The following is a 16190-nucleotide window of genomic DNA, read 5'->3' on the forward strand; positions in this document are numbered from 1 at the left end:
GCATCGTTTCTCCGATTGCGATTGCGATTACGACAACGACAACGACAACGACAACGACAACGGTTGCATTGTGTTTAACTTGTTCTTTACTCGTTACTGGATTGTCAGTCCAGTTGAGATCAGGAGCCCACGAGCATGATCGAGACGCCCCCGCCCGACCCCGGTTTCGCGTTGCGGATCGACCCCTTCGGCCACCTCATCTACCGTGACGTCGCCGGCCGCGACTACCCGGACGCGGTGCCGGTGCGCGCCTACCCGATCACGGACCCCGGCCATTGGGTCATCATCTGCGATGCCGAGGGGCGCGAATTGCGCTGCATCGAGGACCTGAGCGCCCTGCCCGCGGCGCTGCGCACCATCCTGGAGGACGAACTGGCACGACGCGAATTCGTGCCCCACATCCGCCGCGTCATCCTGGTTTCCAGTTATCTGGAGCCGGCCGAGTGGGAGGTCGAGACCGACCGCGGCCCCACCCGCTTCGTCCTCAAGACCGAGGACGATGTGCGCCGCCTGGGACCCTACAGCGCCCTGCTGCAGGACTCCCAGGGCATCCGCTACCTGGTCCCCGACACCCGCAACCTGGACCCTTACAGTCGGCGGGCAGTGGATCGCTATCTGTAGCCTCGGTCGACCCCGAAACCGCAAAGGGGCGGGGCCGCCAAGCAATCGAGCGACTCAGCGGGCGCGTCGTACCGGCCACATCAGGTGGGTGGCGACGGCTTTTGGCGTCGGCTCGAACCAGGCGGAATCCAACCGCAACCCCCAGGCGCTGCCGGGCGTTACGGCATAGCTCGCTGAGGTCCAGTATAACGCCCCGACATTCGTGAAAGGTTGCGGCCCATCGCTATAGCAACCAGTTCCAGCCGTATCGGTCAGAACGGGGGATTCGCAAGTCATATCGTCCTCCCGCGCCCGAGCAACCGTCTCATCCCACTCTGCGGGGGTAGGCAAGCGCCAGTCACCGGCCGCGGAGCCGTCGGTCAAGTCGCAGCCGCCGTCAGCCAATCCCGCCGCCGCCTGTTGCGCCAGAGTCCAGGTCTTCTCCGCAAAGCAATTCGCATTCTTCAACCAGATCAGACCAGTCACCGTATCCGTCACGGTGCCATTCTGGCAGTCCTGATAACGGTCTTGGTCGTTGTTATAGCAGGGACCAGCCGCCTTGGATTCGGGTCCGGCCGGACCTTGCGGGACGACTGGGCCAATCGGCCCAGTAGCGCCCACCGGGCCTTGCGGTCCCGCCGGACCGGTCGCACCCGTAGCGCCAGTCGGACCGGTATCACCCATAGCACCCGTAGCACCCACCGGCCCTGGCACACCCTGCGGACCAACCGACCCGGCCTGATTCCAGTGGATCATGACCTCGCCTGAACTGCAGTGCGTGCGCGTCGGGTCAATCAAGCGGACCACCGTCAATAGCCTGGAGTAACACCCCCAGAAGACCCCGTCCGCGTCTGGAATCGCGGGTTGCGTTGGCCGCCCATGGTGGGCTTTTTCGCCCTGGTCGGGACTCGCGGCCTGCGCTTGCGGCAGCAAACCCAAGGCCGTCGCTACCAAGGCGCTCTGAAGAAGTCGATGATTCAGCATGGTCTGTGCCCCTGAACTGCGGTTGAACTGATGACTTATGGTTGTGTGCGTCAAGCGTCGTACTACGGCAAGGGATTGATTTTCCAATCCCATCAAGCGTTCTTTCTTATCGAAAACAGACAGTCAGGGAAGTGATGCTGGCGACCAACGGCGAGTACCACCTGACGAGCGCACAGAATTTAAGTATCGGCTATCCGCTGTGGAAAGCTGCGACGCAAATCGCAAAACCGGTTCCCCGACCACCGGACACAACTGGAGTTTGGCAGTGCGACGGGGATATCCTAGCGTCCGTTCTGGTGACGAGGTGACGGGACCGCCGGGATCAGTGGACCCCGGCGGCGGGGAGGCGCCGCGCGATGGCATTGCAGATCGAGTTCGAAGCCACGGGTGGGGACCGGGGGACCTTGCGTGTCCGCGGGCTGCCGCCGCTCGGGTCCGAGGTCCTGGTGGCGGTCCAGCGCGGCTTGGATGAGCGCTATCTGACGCCGCACGGCGGCTGGGACGAGGCGCCCAGTTGGTATCCCTGCGCACGCCTCGAGGGCGACGACGCGACGCCGCGCTTCAGCGTCGGCGCGTCGCTGACCCTGGGCCTTCGCGCGGCCACGGGCGCCGCGCTGCGGGTGCATGTGCGGCGCCGCGATTTCGCGGATTGCGGGCCGCTGGAGACGCCGGTGCGATCCCCCCAGGCAGTCGCGCTGGACGCCGCGGCAAGCGACGCGCGCCTGTTCGGGCTTGACCCGGCGGCCATGCCAATCATCCCCAATCCGGCTCCGGCCGACGCGAGATGCGCCGCCGACCGGCCCATCGGCGAGGCGCCTGCACCCGTTCTGCCGCGGTCGGGGATGGCGTCCCCGCCGATTCGCGCGGTGCGGCGGGCACCGCTTGAGGCCCCAGGCCCGGCAGGGACAACACCGCCCGTGGTCGCGGCAGCGCATGGCGGCGCTCCGGCGGCAGGCCTTGCACCCGCCCGTGCCCGGACGCCGGGGCACTGGGCCGCGGCGGCGCTTTCTATCCTTTGCGGCGGGGGCTTGCTCTGGTGGTATCTGGCCACGCGGACCGGCGAGTCGGCAGCGCGGCCCGCCAGACCGACAGCGGGCCCAAGCGCCGGTGCCACGGTCGGCAAGGCCCTCTTTCTGGAGCTAAAGGGCCAAGACCTGCCACCGGCGGAGCTCTTCGGCCACGCCGAACGGGTCGCGCAGGCGGGTGACTGCGAGGCCGCCATCGGGCTCTTCATCGACGCCGCCAAGCGTGATGCGACGCTCGCACGGCGCCTGGGGCAACGCTACGACCCGGACGACTTTCAACCCAGGCCCTGCTTCGCCAAGCCCAACCCGGACAGCGCCCAGGTCTGGTACCAACGCGCGGCCGAGGGCGGCATCCCCGCGGCGCAGCGGCGCTACGCGCAACTGCTCCTGGCCGAGGCCGACGCGGGGCCCGTCTACCAGGACGCCATCGCGTGGCTGCGCAAGGCGGCGGCGGCCGGCGATACGCAGGCCGCCGACCAGCTCGCGACCCTGCAACAACGCTGATCAGCCCGAGAGGAGTAGTTGGCCGCAAATGAACGCAACCCGGAGTGCCACCGTGAAGCCTGTCACCCTGCGCCGCTCGCGGCGACCCGGACCCTGGCTGCCGGCCCTGCTGCTGGCCCTGCTGACCGGCGCCTGGGCCGCGTCGGCAGAACCCCTGCACCCGGCGGGCAAGCGCGACCTCTATGAACGGGTGCTGACCCACCCGGGGGCCATGGTCGCCGCCACCCCGGGGGGCCCGGGCCGCGACCCGCTCAAGGCCCTGTCCCGACTCTATGTCTATGCCCGGGAAACGGCCGACGGGCAGGAGTGGCTGCGGGTGGGAACCGGGACGCGCGAGGAGAGCGTCCTGGGCTGGCTGCCGACGCGCCGGACGACCCCCTGGCGGCAGCAACTCACGCTGGCCTTCACCAACCGGGGCGCCGGGCGCGAGCCGATGCTGTTCCTGCGCGGTGCGGATGACCTGCGGGCCATCCTCGACAGCCCCGCCCCGGGACCGGCCGCCGCGGCCCTGCGAGGCACCGTCGCGCAGGGCCGGCCGGACCCGCGTATCCTGGCACTGGAGCCCGCCAATTTCATTGACTTAAGCCGCCACTTCTATCTGTTGCCAATCCTGGACTTCGCCGAGTACCGCGCCGCCACCGGCGACAAGGTGCGGGCGCTGAAGGTCGCCTCCGTGACCCTGCCCGGCCCCGCTGCCAACCAGAACCCGAGCGCCCAGACGGCATCCGCGCCTCCCACATCGGGGGCGCCGGCCGCACCCGCGATACCAACACCCTACCGCGCCGCCGTCGTCTTCGTCATCGACTCCACCCTCTCGATGGGACCCTACATCGCCCAGACCAAGGCCGCGGTCGGGCGCTTCTACGAGCAGGTCCGCACGGCCGGGCTGCTCGATCGGGTCGCCTTCGGACTGGTCGCCTTCCGCGCCGGGTCGGGCGACCCCGCCAAGGCCGCGGGGCTCGAATTCATCGCCCGCACCTACGCCAACCCGGCCGCGATCAAGGACGGGCGCGATTTTCTCAAGCGCGTGCGCACCCTCGACGAGGCGCGGGTCGCGACCGACCGGTTCGACGAGGACCCCTATGCCGGCATCCAGGCCGCGCTGGACACCCCCGACTGGCGGCAGCGCTTCGCCGAGCGCCACATCATCCTGATCACCGACGCCGGGGCGCTCGACGGCTCCCAGCGCGACCCTGAAACCGGCCAGCGGGTACAGTCCAGCAGCGGGCTCGATGCCGCACGGCTGCGCAGCCTCGCCGGCGAGGCCGGGACCTCCATCGCCGTGCTGCACCTGCTCACCCCCGAGGCCCGCCGCCAGGGCAACACCGAGCCCGCCGCCGCCCAGTACCGCACCCTGTCGCGCAACGCCGTCAACCAGGAGACCGCCTATTTCCCGATCGACGAGGGCAGTGTCAGGGCCTTCACCGCGGCCATCGACACCTATGCCGGGCGCCTGATCGAGAACCTCGCACGCCCGGCCGCGCCCGGCCAACCACCGCCCGGCGGCGCGGCAACACCCGCCGGCGCCGACCAGGCGGCACAGATCCGGGCCATCGTCGACAGCCTGGGCCACGCCGCCCGACTCGCCTATCTGGGTCAGGTCGAGGGGACCCGGGCCCCGGAGGTCTTCGAGGCCTGGATCAGCGACCGGGACTTCGCCGATCCCTCCCGCTACGCCGTGGACGTGCGGGTGCTCCTGACCAAGGATCAACTCTCCGACCTGCAACAGGTCTTGAAGGGGATCGTCGAGGCCGCCGAGGCCGACCTGAACGCCGCGGCCGGCACCCGCAGTTTCTTCGACCGTCTGGCCAGTGTCGCCGCCCGCTTCAGCGTCGACCCCCAGGCCGGCAGCCGCGACCAGTCCACCCGGCTCGCCGACCTCGGGCTCTTGGGCGAATACCTCCAGGGACTCCCCTACAAGAGCGACGTCCTGGCCCTGACCCAGGACACCTGGACCCGCTGGGGCGCCATGCGCCAATACGAATTCATCGACCAATTGAACAAGAAGATCCGCCGCTACGGGCTCTATTATGCCGACCAGGACAAATGGGTCGACCTGGCGCAAAGCGGCGGGCGCGACCAGGCCGAGCTGGTCTATCCCATTCCGCTCGGCGACCTGCCCTAGGCATCCGCTTTTCGCGGACCAACTGCTGGAATTTGGTTGACGCATGGGCCGCCGCGCGGGGACACTGCGCTCGACCTTACTCCTTGTTCCAACCCTCCGCAGGAAGATATCCAGATGCCGAAGTTCCACCTTGGGCAATTGCTCCTGATCTGCGCCCTGTAAGCCAATGGATTTAATGATGCTGAACGGCGTGCTGGAGAGTTGACCGTTGGTGAGCCGCCCCCGACTTCACATAGTTCGCCCCAGTGGGATGCATCTGGCCTGATCAGCCTCCCTTTTGCTGGTCAGGAGTCATGGGCAAGGCGCTGGTGACGCCGCAGGCCAGCGCAAGCCTCAACAATTGCATGTGGTTATCAACGCTCAGTTTCTGTCGAATACCTGTCTGGTAGTTGGCGACTGTCTTGCTGCTGACACAGAGCAATGCAGCAATCTCGCGCAACGCGCGCCCCTCGGTGAGCAGGCGCAGCACCTCGAATTCCCTCTCGGTCAGAGTCTCGATGCGTCGACGTTCCTCCTTGGCCAGGCTCTCGCCCAATTCCTGCGCAAGATCTTGAGGCAGGAAGCGCCGCCCCGCCGCGACTGTCCGCACCGCCTCCACCAACATATCGGGCGCGCTGGCCTTGGTCAGATATCCCAGTGCCCCGCCATCCAGCGCCCGGGTAACGAATACGGGATCTGCATGCATGCTGAACATCAGCACCCTGGCCGTGGGCGCGCGGGCGCGAATGCGCCGCAGGGCCTCCAGTCCACTGATCCCGGGAAGTGAGATGTCCATGATGACGACGTCGGGGGCCTGGTCGGTAAAGGCGGCGTAGGCCGCCTCGCCGCTGGCAGCCTCGGCGACCACGGCAATGTCGCCGGTCGCTTCCAGCAAGCGCCGGTAACCCTCGCGCACGACGGCATGGTCGTCGACCAACAAGACCCGCAGGGCTGCGGTCATAGGCAAATCCCGGCCAGTGACCGACCAGAAAGCGGGATGGTCACATCGATCGCAAATCCGGCACCTGGCTGGCTGACGACACTGAAGTCGCCCCCTAATCCCGCGACCCGTTCCCGCATGCCGAGCAGACCCAGCCCGCGCCTGATCGCGCCGAGATCGGCACCATGGCCATTGTCACAAAGCGACAGCCGCAGGTCCGGTGATGACCCAAGCGATTCCAGAGTGATCGACACCCGGTTCGCCCCGGAATGCCGCAGAATATTCGTCACGCCTTCCTGGACCACCCGATAGAGCGCCATGGCGACCAACTCGTCCAAGGACTCGGGGACGTCGCGAAATACCCCTAGGAACTCGGTCCCTGGCATCAATTTCCGCCAACGTATTAGGTCGCTTTCGAGGGCTCCGACAAGGCCGAGTTCATCGAGCGCCACCGGCCTCAAGCGAGCGGTCATATCCCGAACAACATCATAGATTCGATCAGTGAGTTGAATCACCGCCAAGGCCCCACGGTGAATCTCTGGTTGCGTGCCGTGACTGTGGTTGCGGATACCCACGGCTTCGATCTTGATGGCATTCAGACTCTGCCCGAGTTCGTCGTGCAATTCGTGGGCAAGCAGGCGCCGTTCGGTCTCCTGGGCCTGGGTGATGCGCCAGGCCAGGTCGCGGAACTCGGCTTGCTTCACTTGCAGGGCATCCTCGATTTCCAGCCGGTGCTGCAGTTCAACCCCCAATTCCCGCCAGCGGCGCCAGGCGAACCAGGCAAGACCCAGACTGAATGTGAGCAGTGCCAGCGGTAATTCGTCGATCTGCAGGTACTCGTAACCCTGCAATATCGAAGTGACGCGCTCGTTCATTTCCGTGAACGCCCCGACGGCGAAGACGGCGAGCGCGACCAGGACGATCAACAGCAGCTCGAAGGCCGATCTTGCGGCGGCACTGGATCTCATTGCGCCCATCACGCCGGCTGGCGGCCGGTTCGCTGATCCGTCCGGCAGCATGCTGGGACCTGCGAGGCACCGATCCGTTGGGCGCAAATCAAGGGCGCTCCGACCACTTGGGCAGGTTGATCCGCCATCGCCAATCGTCCTCTCGTGAACGGTTCTGCCGCCTACATTGCCTCACCGCACAGGGCGGCTGGCGGCGCCGGACGGCTGTCGGCTGCCGACTGCCAAATCCCCGCCAGGGGAGGGGTGCATGTCCATTGTAGCCCAACGCCGCCGCTCGCTGTACTGCGGAGCGGTGGACTTTCATCCCCTCTGCCCAGTGCCCGGCCGTGACGCATGCTCGGGAATTTTTCCCTGGTCGCCCGCGCGGCGGGAGCGACATAATGGCGGACGCTTCACAACGTGCGCCCGGGAGCATACCCCGGGCGACTGCACGGGGCAAGCGCCCGTGGACATCGCGTCCCACCCAGCCGTGGTGTGGGTGCGCTTCGGTTAAGGGCCAGAATCACTCCTGCTTGAGATAGAAGATGATCATGACAAGACGACGACACAAATCCGCTCCGCAGCGTTCTCGGAGTCGGTCCGCTGCCGCCGTAGTCCGGTCACTGCGAGCAGTGATGCCCGGACTATTGGTCGTCGCCCCGGTGTTCGGGGCGGAGCCGACAACCCTGTCCGAGGTGACGGTGATTGGCGTCACCCCGGTCCACGGGGTCGGCTTGCCCAAGGACCAACTGCCCTACCCGGTGCAGGACGCCGACGGCCAACAGATCAGGGACTCGTTGAGCGGCAGCCTGGCGGACTTCATGAACCAGCGCCTGGGCAGCGTCTCGATCAACGAGGCGCAGAACAACCCCTTGCAGCCGGACGTGCAGTACCGCGGCTTCACCGCCTCGCCGCTGCTCGGTCTGCCCCAGGGCATCGCCATCTATCAGAACGGCGCCCGTATCAACGACGCCTTTGGCGATGCGGTCAATTGGGACCTGATGTCCCAGTCCGCCATCGGCAGCGTCAATCTCATGGGCGGATCGAACCCGGTGTTCGGCCTCAACGCCCTGGGCGGCGCACTCTCGATCCAGATGAAGAATGGCTTCACCCATCCAGGCTACAGCGCCCAGTTGATGGGTGGCTCCTTCGATCGGGTCCAGGGCTACGCCGAAGGCGGCTGGAACAATGGCACGCTGGGCGCCTATGTGAATGTCGACTTCATGACTGAGAACGGCTGGCGCGAGGAGTCGCCTACCGATGCCGTCAACCTGTTCGGCTCATTCGGCTGGCACGTCGCGGGGTCGGCCGTCGACTTGGACCTGGCGTATGCGAACACCGACCTGACCGGCAACGGCGCCATCCCGGTGCAGTTGATGCAGCTTGACCGCAGCGCGGTCTTCACGTTCCCGGACACCACCAAGAACGAGCTGTTCTCGGTTAATCTCAATGCCGAGCACTGGTTCAACAAGCAGGTGCAGGTGTCCGGCAACCTGTTCTACCGCAACCTGGATACCAAGTCGTTCAATGGCGATGCGGGCGACTTCGCTGAGTGCCCGGAGGACGACGAGGCGGGTCTGCTGTGTGACCCCGAGGGCGTCGTGCTCGAGGATCGGGCCGGTGACCCCATTGCCGCCGAGGATGCGAACGGCAACCCCTATGACGCCATCAACAACCGCTCCAGCCGCAAGCAGGAGACGGGTGGCGGCACCGTGCAGGCAACCTTTCTCCAGAGGCTCTTCGGTCTGGGCAATCAGTTTATCCTGGGCGCGGGTTATTTCACCGGCGACGTCACCTTCAACGCTGACGTGGAGATCGCCCGACTGCTGGCCAATCGCAGCACCGCGGGCTCCGGCATCCTGGAGGCGGACGGCGTGACCCGGCTGGACGCGACCACGCGCAGCAGCTCGGTCTATTTCAGCGACAGCCTGAACCTGACCGAGGCCCTGACGCTCACCCTGGCCGGGCGCTACAACGATACCGAGATCGAGAACTCGGACCAATCCGGGGAGCGGCCGGACCTCAACGGGACCAGCACCTACTCACGCTTCAATCCGGCAGCCGGCCTGACCTTTCAGGCGGCCCCCGGGGTCAACCTCTACGGCGGTTACAGCGAGTCTTCGCGCGCCCCGACCCCGGTGGAACTGGCCTGCGCCGACCCGCAGAACGAGTGCCGCCTGCCCAATGCCTTCCTCGCCGACCCCCCGCTGGACCAAGTGGTCGCCCGGACTTTTGAACTCGGCGTGCGCGGGGACCTGGCCTTGGCCTATCCGGTCAACTACCAACTGGGCCTGTTCCAGACCATCAACCAGGACGACATCCTGTTCCAGGCCGGGGGCGCCAGCGGCAACCTGGGCTTCTTCGACAACATCGGCGACACCCGGCGCCAGGGCCTGGAACTGACCCTTGGCGGCACCGTCAAGCGGGTCGCCTGGTTCCTCAACTACACCTACTTGCAGGCGACCTTCCAGAACGACTTCTATTCCCACAGCCCAAACCATCCCGTGGCGAACGCGGAGGGCAACATCTACGTGGAGTCGGGGGATCGACTCCCAGGGATACCGCTCAACAACCTCAAGACCGGGCTCGACTGGCAAATCACCCCCAGGTTCAGCGCCGGGCTGACCGTGATCTACCAATCCGGACAGTATTACCGCGGTGACGAGTCGAACAAATTGCCCAAGATAGCCGGATACGCCGTCGTCAATCTGCGCGGGGAGTATCGGGTCACGAACCGCTTCGCGATCCTCGCGAAAGTGAGCAATCTGTTCGACACGGAGTATTCCAGCTTCGGGGTCCTCGGGCAGGCCGACCAGGTCCTGGGTGATGCCTACCTGGACCCCAGATTCGACGGACCAGGCGCACCCTTCGGCGGTTGGGTCGGGGTGCGCCTGTCCCTTTGATCCCGGCCATCCAGCCATGGCCTAACCCTCGCTCTGGCGAGTTCATTGATCTCAACTTGATCTCAACAAGGAGTACGACATGAAACGATTGATGCTTTGCGTATCGGTGGCAGCGACCCTGGCAGCCGCTGCGGCAACCGCCGGCCCCATCGCCGACTCGGTGGCTCAGACCAAGGTCCCGCTCACCACCTGCATGGACCTGGTCGCCGAACAGATCGGCGCCGCGATCGGGCATGTGGAATTCGAGTCGCGCAAGGGCGATCCCACCTACGAGTTCACGGTCAACGCCAAAGGGGCCACCTACTATGTCGGTTGCAGCGGCAACACCGGCTTGATCTCCGCGGTGGACCTGATCGTCAATTCGGATGACCCGCGGTGGGCGGCCGCCGCCAAGATCACGGAGGAGGAGGCCAAGGGCGCCGCCACGGCCCGGTATGCGGGCAGCGTGGAGGAGGTCAAGCGCCTCCTGCTCCAATCGGGGCAGGCGGTCTATGAGGTCGACATCGAGATCCCCGACGGCAACGGCGAATTCAACGTCTATGTGAATGCCGCGGACGGCGCCATCGTCCAGGTCAACCTGGAGTACTGGGAGATTCCGGAATCCGTGCCAGGGGACCTGGACTGACGGTACTGCGGCGCGGGTTTCTCGTCACGCCGCGCGGCGGTGTGACGTGGCAACTCGTCGACTCGATCACGCACCCCGATCCCGGACGCAGCCTAACCGGTCGCGTCCGTCCAACGACATCGATCAGGAGTGGTTCACTTGGAGTTTCTGAAGGCCAATCTGGATCTCGGCATCATCGGTGTACTCGGGTTCATGAGTTTCCTGACCATCGCCTTCGTGGTCGAGCGCTATCTGTTCCTGGCGCGCATCGATCCGGCTGCCTTCGACCGCGCGGAGGACCTGGAGATCGACCTCACCCGCCACCTCACGGTCATCGCCAGCGTCGGCGCCAACGCCCCTTACGTGGGCCTGCTCGGGACCGTGCTCGGCATCCTGATCACCTTCTATGACATCGGCCAGGGCGGCACCCTCGACACCGCCGCCGTCATGGTCGGCCTGGCCCTGGCACTGAAGTCCACCGCGCTCGGGCTGGTCGTCGCCATCCCCTCCATCATCTTCTATAACGCCCTGCTGCGCCGGGTGGACGTGCTCAAGGCGCGTTGGGGCCGGGGCCGCGGGACCTGAAGGCGATGATGAAAAAGATGGACCAGATCAATGTGATCCCCTTCATCGACATTATGTTGGTGTTGCTGGCGATCGTGCTCACCACCGCCACCTTCCTCGTCGAGGGGCGCCTGCAGATCCGCCTGCCGACGGCCGCCAACGAGGATACACCCGGGCAACTGAACCCGCTCGAGATCGCCATCGGCGCCGACGGAGAGGTCTTCTTCCAGGCCGAGTCCCTGGGGGTGGGCGCGCCCGGGCTCGCCGCCCTGGCACCCCACCTCGCCGCACTGCAACCCGCCACCCAGATCGTCCTGCGGGTGGACGCACAGACCCCCTTCGCCGCCTTCATCGCCGTGGTGGACCAGCTCAAGGCGCGCGGGCTGGAGCGTCTGTCGATCCTCACCCGGCGGCCGTGAGCCAGGGCCCCACCTGCCGACACTGCCTCGCACTCGGCCTGCTGACCTCCGCCCTGCTCCACGGGGCGGCGCTGTACCTGTGGTCACGCACGGCCCCGGCCGCCCCGTCGACCCCGCCCCTGGTCACTATCAACCTCGAACTGACCGACTTTGCCGATGAGACGGGGACCGGCGACGGGAACAGCGCCACGCCGACCGAGCCCAGGCCCCCCGACCCGGCGCCCGCGGACCCGGTCAGCGAACCACCGCCCGAGCCGCCCCCGCCGCCGGTCCGTCCGGTCGAGCCAGACCCTGCGTCAACCCCCAACCCTGCTCGGGACATCGAGCCGGAGCCGCAGCGCGTCGTCGCGCCCCCGCCGCCGCGCGACCCACCGCGCCCCAGGCCGACGCCCAAGCCCGAGGCGAAGCCGGTGCCCCGGCCGCAACCCAAGCCACCAACCCCGCCGCGCCCGCAGACCCGGGCGCCGCTGCCAGTCGACCGGCCACCGCCCGAGCGCCCCCGCCAGGCGCAGGCACGTCCCGCCGGCCCTATTGCCGGCCCCACGAGGCCCCAGGGCGAGAGCCAGGCCGGGCGCCCCGGCCCGTCCGGCGGCCCCGCGCCGCGCGCCCCGGCGAGCACCGCCGGCCCCGCGGCCAAGGCCGCCGCGGAGCGCGCCTATCTCGCCGAACTCCAGCGTGCGATCAGCGGTCGGCAACGCTTCCCGGAGGAGGCGCGGCGGCGGCACAAGAGCGGGGTCGCGACCGTCGCCTTCGTGGTCGCGACGGACGGACGCATCAGCCAGGTCCGCATCGTCCAGAGTGCCGGCGACCCGAACTTGGACCGCGCCGCCCTGGACGCGCTGAACCGGCTCGGCCGGTTCAAGCCCATCCCGGCCGTACTTGGTCGCAGCAGTTGGTCCATGCGGGTCCCGATCCGCTTCGACCTACGGTAGCGATGCCGCACCTCAGGTACTATCAGGGTGAGACCCTGGGATTTCGCGTGCTCTATGTCTATACCCCGGCGGACGGTATCATCTTCGCCGTGGGGCCGATAATGCCGCCCGCCGATTACGCCTCTTTGCCCCCACCACCCGGACGCTACCCACCGCCATGTACCCGCGCACCCTGCTGCCCGCCCTGCTGCTGATACCGATCCTGTCTTCTTCCATGGCGGCGGCGCCGGAGGCCGGCTACCTGGGCGTCGCGGTCTGCGGCGAGTGCCACGCCAAGGAACGCGACCTGTGGCGCGACTCCTTTCACGATCGGGCCATGAAGGAGCCGACGGACAAGACGGTACTGGGTGACTTCAAGGGCGTCCAATTCACCGCCCACGGGGTGACCTCACGCTTCTTCAAGCGCGACGGGCGCTTCTTCGTCCGCACCGACGGCCCCGACGGGACGCTCAAGGACTACCCCATCCGCTACACCTTCGGCTGGTATCCGCTCCAGCAATACCTGATCGAGTTCCCCGGCGGCCGCCTGCAGAGCCTGGGTATCGCCTGGGACAGCCGCCCCCAGGACCAAGGCGGCCAGCGCTGGTTCCATCTCTACCCGAACGAGAAGATGGACCACCGTAACCCGCTGCACTGGACGGCGCCCGACCAGACCTGGAACTACCAGTGCGCCGACTGTCACTCCACTGACCTCAAGAAGGGGTACGACGCCGAGCGCCACATCTACGACACGCACTTTGCGGAGATCAATGTCGCCTGCGAGGCCTGCCACGGCCCCGGCTCCCGCCACGTCGCCTGGGCGCAGGCGGCGATCGCCGCCAAGGCGTCCGGTACCGCCCCGACGCCGCCCGCCGCACCTGCTGATCCGACCCTGGGCCTGCTGGTGGACCTGAAGGACCGCGACGGCGGCCAGTGGCAGACCGACCCCGCGACCGGCAAGCCGGCCCGCAGCCGGCCCCGCACCACCCAGACCCAGACCGAGACCTGCGCCCGCTGCCACTCCCGGCGCGGGCGCATCTGGGATGAACTGACGCCCGGCGAGCCCCTGCACCAGGGGTTCCGGCTCGCCCTGCTGTCGCCTTCCCTGTACTTCCCGGACGGCCAGATCAAGGACGAGGACTATGAGTACGGCTCCTTCATCCAGAGCCGCATGTACCACCAGGGCGTCGTCTGCTCGGACTGCCACGAGCCCCACAGCCTCAAACTCAAGGCCGCGGGCAACGCCGTCTGTACCCGCTGTCACCAGGCCGACCGCTACGACGACCAGAGCCACCATCACCACACCCAGGGCGGCACCGGCACCGCCTGCGTCGCCTGCCACATGCCCCGGCGCCTCTACATGGTGGTGGACCCGCGTTTCGATCACAGCCTGCGGGTGCCGCGCCCCGACCTGTCCGACCGGCTCGGCACCCCCAACGCCTGCAACGCCTGTCACCAGGACAAGGACGCCGCCTGGGCCGCCGCCGCCGTGGCCGGCTGGTTCCCGGACCCGGCCCGCCGCGGCCCCCACTTCGGCGAGGCCCTGCACGCGGCCGACACCGGCGCGGCGGACGCCCCGGCGCGCCTGCTCGCCCTGGCCGGTGACCCGGGCCAGCCCGCCATCGCCCGCGCCGGCGCCCTGGAACGGCTCCATGAACACCCGAGCCCGGACGCCATGCTGACCCTGCCCCGTCTGCTCAAGGACCCGGACCCGCTGGTGCGCGCCGCCGCCGTGCGCTACCTCGATCTGACGGACCTGCGCACCCGCACCGAACAGGCCTGGCCCCTGCTCACCGACCCCGCGCGCACCGTGCGCCTGGAGGCGACCCGGGTGCTGGCGCCGCTCGCGACCCAAACGATGGGCGCGGAGCTTGCCGGTCAGTTGGACAGTGCCCTGCAGGAGTATGTGGCCGCCGAGAGCGTCAACGCCGACCGCCCCGAGGCCAACCTGAACCTGGGCCTGATCGCACTCACCGCCGGGGAGCCGGAGGTCGCCGAGCGCGCCTACCGCGAGGCCCTGGCCCTGGACCCGCGCTTCATCCCCGCCCATGCCAACCTGGCCGACCTCTACCGCGGCCAGGGCCGGGAGGCCGAGGCGCAGGCGCAACTGCGCACCGGCCTCACGGTCGACCCCGAGAGCGCCGACCTGCACCACGCGCTCGGTCTGTCACTGGTGCGGGCCAAGCGCCTGGACGCGGCCCTGACCGATCTTAAACGCGCGACCGAACTGGCCCCGACCAACAACCGCTACGCCTATGTCTACGCCATCGCCCTGGACAGCGCCGGCCACACCGCGCAGGCCCTGCCGATCCTGGCCGCCGCCGCCGCGCGCGACGCGGCCGCTACCGAGTTGCTGGTCGCCCTGGTCCAGTACCACGCCAAGCTCGGGCAACGCGAGGCCGCGACCGCCTGGCTGGACAAGCTCGCTGCCGTAGCGCCGGGGGACCCGGCGGTCGAGCAGTTACGGGGTTCTTTGGGACAGCCGTGACCGCGCGAGTACCCTGAGAGGGCAGACATTTTGTCGGCGACGACGCTTCGCGTAGGCGGCAGCGGCGGTTGCCCACTGCTCGTTCTTGGGATTAGAGACACCCTATATGACCAAAGTTGTTAGTATTACCGGGCCAATCCCCGGTGAGGACCTGTTGTCGAAGGTGGATGAGCTTTATTCCACCATCCTCGCCGACCCCCCGTGGCAGTTCCAGAACCGCACCGGCAAGATGGCGCCCGAACACAAGCGCCTGCTCCGCTACCCGACTATGGCCGTCAATGACATCATGGACCTGCCGGTGCAGGAGATCGCCGCCGAGCGCAGTCACCTGTATCTGTGGGTACCCAACGCCCTGCTCGCCGAGGGCCTGCGCGTGATGGCCGCCTGGGGCTTCACCTATAAGTCGAACCTGATCTGGTATAAGGTCCGCAAGGACGGCGGACCGGATGGGCGCGGCGTGGGCTTCTATTTCAGAAACGTCACCGAGATGGTCCTGTTCGGCGTGCGCGGTGGTATGCGGACTCTGGCGCCGGGACGCCGCCAGGTCAATCTGCTCTCGACCCAGAAGCGCGAGCACTCGCGCAAGCCGGACGAGATCTTCGACATCATCGAGCGCTGCTCCCCCGGCCCCTATCTCGAACTCTTCGCCCGCTTTGAGCGCGACGGCTGGGACCAGTGGGGCAATGAAGACGTGGAGCGCAACTCCTTTCACGGTGTGGCCCTGCGCACCGGCCACACCGAACCGCAGTTGCGCCCGCTGGAAACGCCGGCGGCCTATCGTGGGAAGGCGTGAGGATAGGTGAATGACCTTCACCCATTTCACCGTGATCATGTGATATTGACGACGATCCAACACGCCGCAGTGCAGGCGGTCCGCATCAGTGTCGGACGGTAGCGCCGATCCTCTGTCACGCCCCTTCAGGGCTTAGGCCCTTCATCCGCACAACCCAGGGCGTTGCCCTGGGCTGGTATGTTACGCCCCTTCGGGGCTCCGGTTACCGCGTGGTCAAGTGCGCTTTGTTGGGCGGGAGCGGTTCACTAATAAGTTAAACAAGTCCATTAGGGAATGCTCTCAGCGTCGTTGTCGTTGTCGTTGTCGTTGTCGTTGTCGTTGTCGAGGTTATCGTAGCGCCCTGGATTCGCTCGTACCCCAAATTGCATCGCTTCTCCGATTACGATTACGACAACGACAACGAC

The 16190-nt window shown here is 67.2% G+C and carries 14 protein-coding genes; 11 read left to right on the forward strand and 3 right to left on the reverse strand.

What is annotated here, in order from left to right; all coding sequences use genetic code 11:
• The first annotated feature begins 135 nt into the window (after window positions 1-135).
• Entirely contained in the window at window positions 136-621 is a 486-nt protein-coding gene (locus QZY48_RS10510; protein ID WP_295430786.1) for a DUF1854 domain-containing protein, read from the forward strand.
• A gap of 54 nt (window positions 622-675) precedes the next feature.
• Here the strand turns inward: QZY48_RS10510 and QZY48_RS34755 are convergent, their stop codons facing one another.
• Window positions 676-1677, reverse strand: coding sequence for a DUF1566 domain-containing protein (locus QZY48_RS34755; protein ID WP_366929666.1), 1002 nt, complete (start codon window positions 1675-1677; stop codon window positions 676-678).
• A 263-nt stretch (window positions 1678-1940) separates the two neighbouring features.
• Between QZY48_RS34755 and QZY48_RS10515 the strand changes: the two genes are divergently transcribed.
• Window positions 1941-3113 carry a hypothetical protein gene (locus QZY48_RS10515; protein WP_295430788.1) on the forward strand — a complete coding sequence of 391 codons (1173 nt, stop codon included), beginning with the start codon at window positions 1941-1943 and terminating at the stop codon, window positions 3111-3113.
• Between the two features lie 52 nt (window positions 3114-3165).
• A complete protein-coding gene (locus QZY48_RS10520; RefSeq protein ID WP_295430789.1) occupies window positions 3166-5238 on the forward strand; it encodes a vWA domain-containing protein in 2073 nt (690 codons plus the stop codon).
• A gap of 265 nt (window positions 5239-5503) precedes the next feature.
• Here the strand turns inward: QZY48_RS10520 and QZY48_RS10525 are convergent, their stop codons facing one another.
• Both QZY48_RS10525 and QZY48_RS10530 read right to left on the reverse strand, forming a co-directional pair.
• Window positions 5504-6178, reverse strand: a complete 675-nt coding sequence (locus QZY48_RS10525; protein ID WP_295430791.1) for a response regulator transcription factor — start codon at window positions 6176-6178, stop codon at window positions 5504-5506.
• A complete protein-coding gene (locus tag QZY48_RS10530; RefSeq protein WP_295430793.1) occupies window positions 6175-7176 on the reverse strand; it encodes an ATP-binding protein in 1002 nt (333 codons plus the stop codon). The genes QZY48_RS10525 and QZY48_RS10530 overlap by 4 nt, the downstream gene beginning before the upstream one ends.
• 563 nt (window positions 7177-7739) lie before the next feature.
• Here QZY48_RS10530 and QZY48_RS10535 point away from each other — a divergent pair.
• From QZY48_RS10535 to QZY48_RS10570, 8 genes are all read left to right on the forward strand, one after another.
• Window positions 7740-10007 carry a TonB-dependent receptor gene (locus QZY48_RS10535; RefSeq protein WP_295430795.1) on the forward strand — a complete coding sequence of 756 codons (2268 nt, stop codon included), beginning with the start codon at window positions 7740-7742 and terminating at the stop codon, window positions 10005-10007.
• Between the two features lie 79 nt (window positions 10008-10086).
• Window positions 10087-10632 carry a PepSY domain-containing protein gene (locus tag QZY48_RS10540; RefSeq protein WP_295430797.1) on the forward strand — a complete coding sequence of 182 codons (546 nt, stop codon included), beginning with the start codon at window positions 10087-10089 and terminating at the stop codon, window positions 10630-10632.
• A gap of 138 nt (window positions 10633-10770) precedes the next feature.
• Window positions 10771-11196 carry a TonB-system energizer ExbB gene (exbB, locus tag QZY48_RS10545; protein WP_295430799.1) on the forward strand — a complete coding sequence of 142 codons (426 nt, stop codon included), beginning with the start codon at window positions 10771-10773 and terminating at the stop codon, window positions 11194-11196.
• Window positions 11197-11201: 5 nt separating this feature from the next.
• Entirely contained in the window at window positions 11202-11594 is a 393-nt protein-coding gene (locus QZY48_RS10550) for a biopolymer transporter ExbD (RefSeq protein WP_295430801.1), read from the forward strand.
• Entirely contained in the window at window positions 11591-12526 is a 936-nt protein-coding gene (locus QZY48_RS10555) for an energy transducer TonB (RefSeq protein WP_295430803.1), read from the forward strand. Before QZY48_RS10550 ends, QZY48_RS10555 begins: the two co-directional genes overlap by 4 nt.
• Before the next feature lie 2 nt (window positions 12527-12528).
• Window positions 12529-12720: a hypothetical protein gene (locus QZY48_RS10560; protein WP_295430805.1), complete on the forward strand. Its 192-nt coding sequence runs from the start codon at window positions 12529-12531 to the stop codon at window positions 12718-12720.
• Window positions 12684-14993, forward strand: coding sequence for a tetratricopeptide repeat protein (locus QZY48_RS10565; RefSeq protein WP_295430807.1), 2310 nt, complete (start codon window positions 12684-12686; stop codon window positions 14991-14993). Before QZY48_RS10560 ends, QZY48_RS10565 begins: the two co-directional genes overlap by 37 nt.
• Window positions 14994-15099: 106 nt before the next feature.
• The gene (locus tag QZY48_RS10570) at window positions 15100-15786 is read left to right on the forward strand and encodes an MT-A70 family methyltransferase (RefSeq protein WP_295430809.1); all 687 of its coding nucleotides are present in this window, start codon (window positions 15100-15102) and stop codon (window positions 15784-15786) included.
• Window positions 15787-16190: the final 404 nt, after the last annotated feature.

This window comes from uncultured Thiodictyon sp. (genome assembly GCF_903828115.1).
Classification (GTDB): Bacteria; Pseudomonadota; Gammaproteobacteria; order Chromatiales; family Chromatiaceae; genus Thiodictyon.

Bases quoted from the DNA above. Each gene is read 5' to 3' on its own strand.
- QZY48_RS10510 (WP_295430786.1), top strand. From the start codon at position 136: ATGATCGAGACGCCCCCGCCCGACCCCGGTTTCGCGTTGCGGATCGAC.
- QZY48_RS34755 (WP_366929666.1), bottom strand. From the start codon at position 1,677: ATGGGATTGGAAAATCAATCCCTTGCCGTAGTACGACGCTTGACGCAC.
- QZY48_RS10515 (WP_295430788.1), top strand. From the start codon at position 1,941: ATGGCATTGCAGATCGAGTTCGAAGCCACGGGTGGGGACCGGGGGACC.
- QZY48_RS10525 (WP_295430791.1), bottom strand. From the start codon at position 6,178: ATGACCGCAGCCCTGCGGGTCTTGTTGGTCGACGACCATGCCGTCGTG.
- QZY48_RS10530 (WP_295430793.1), bottom strand. From the start codon at position 7,176: ATGCTGCCGGACGGATCAGCGAACCGGCCGCCAGCCGGCGTGATGGGC.
- QZY48_RS10535 (WP_295430795.1), top strand. From the start codon at position 7,740: ATGCCCGGACTATTGGTCGTCGCCCCGGTGTTCGGGGCGGAGCCGACA.
- QZY48_RS10540 (WP_295430797.1), top strand. From the start codon at position 10,087: ATGAAACGATTGATGCTTTGCGTATCGGTGGCAGCGACCCTGGCAGCC.
- QZY48_RS10550 (WP_295430801.1), top strand. From the start codon at position 11,202: ATGATGAAAAAGATGGACCAGATCAATGTGATCCCCTTCATCGACATT.
- QZY48_RS10560 (WP_295430805.1), top strand. From the start codon at position 12,529: ATGCCGCACCTCAGGTACTATCAGGGTGAGACCCTGGGATTTCGCGTG.
- QZY48_RS10565 (WP_295430807.1), top strand. From the start codon at position 12,684: ATGTACCCGCGCACCCTGCTGCCCGCCCTGCTGCTGATACCGATCCTG.
- QZY48_RS10570 (WP_295430809.1), top strand. From the start codon at position 15,100: ATGACCAAAGTTGTTAGTATTACCGGGCCAATCCCCGGTGAGGACCTG.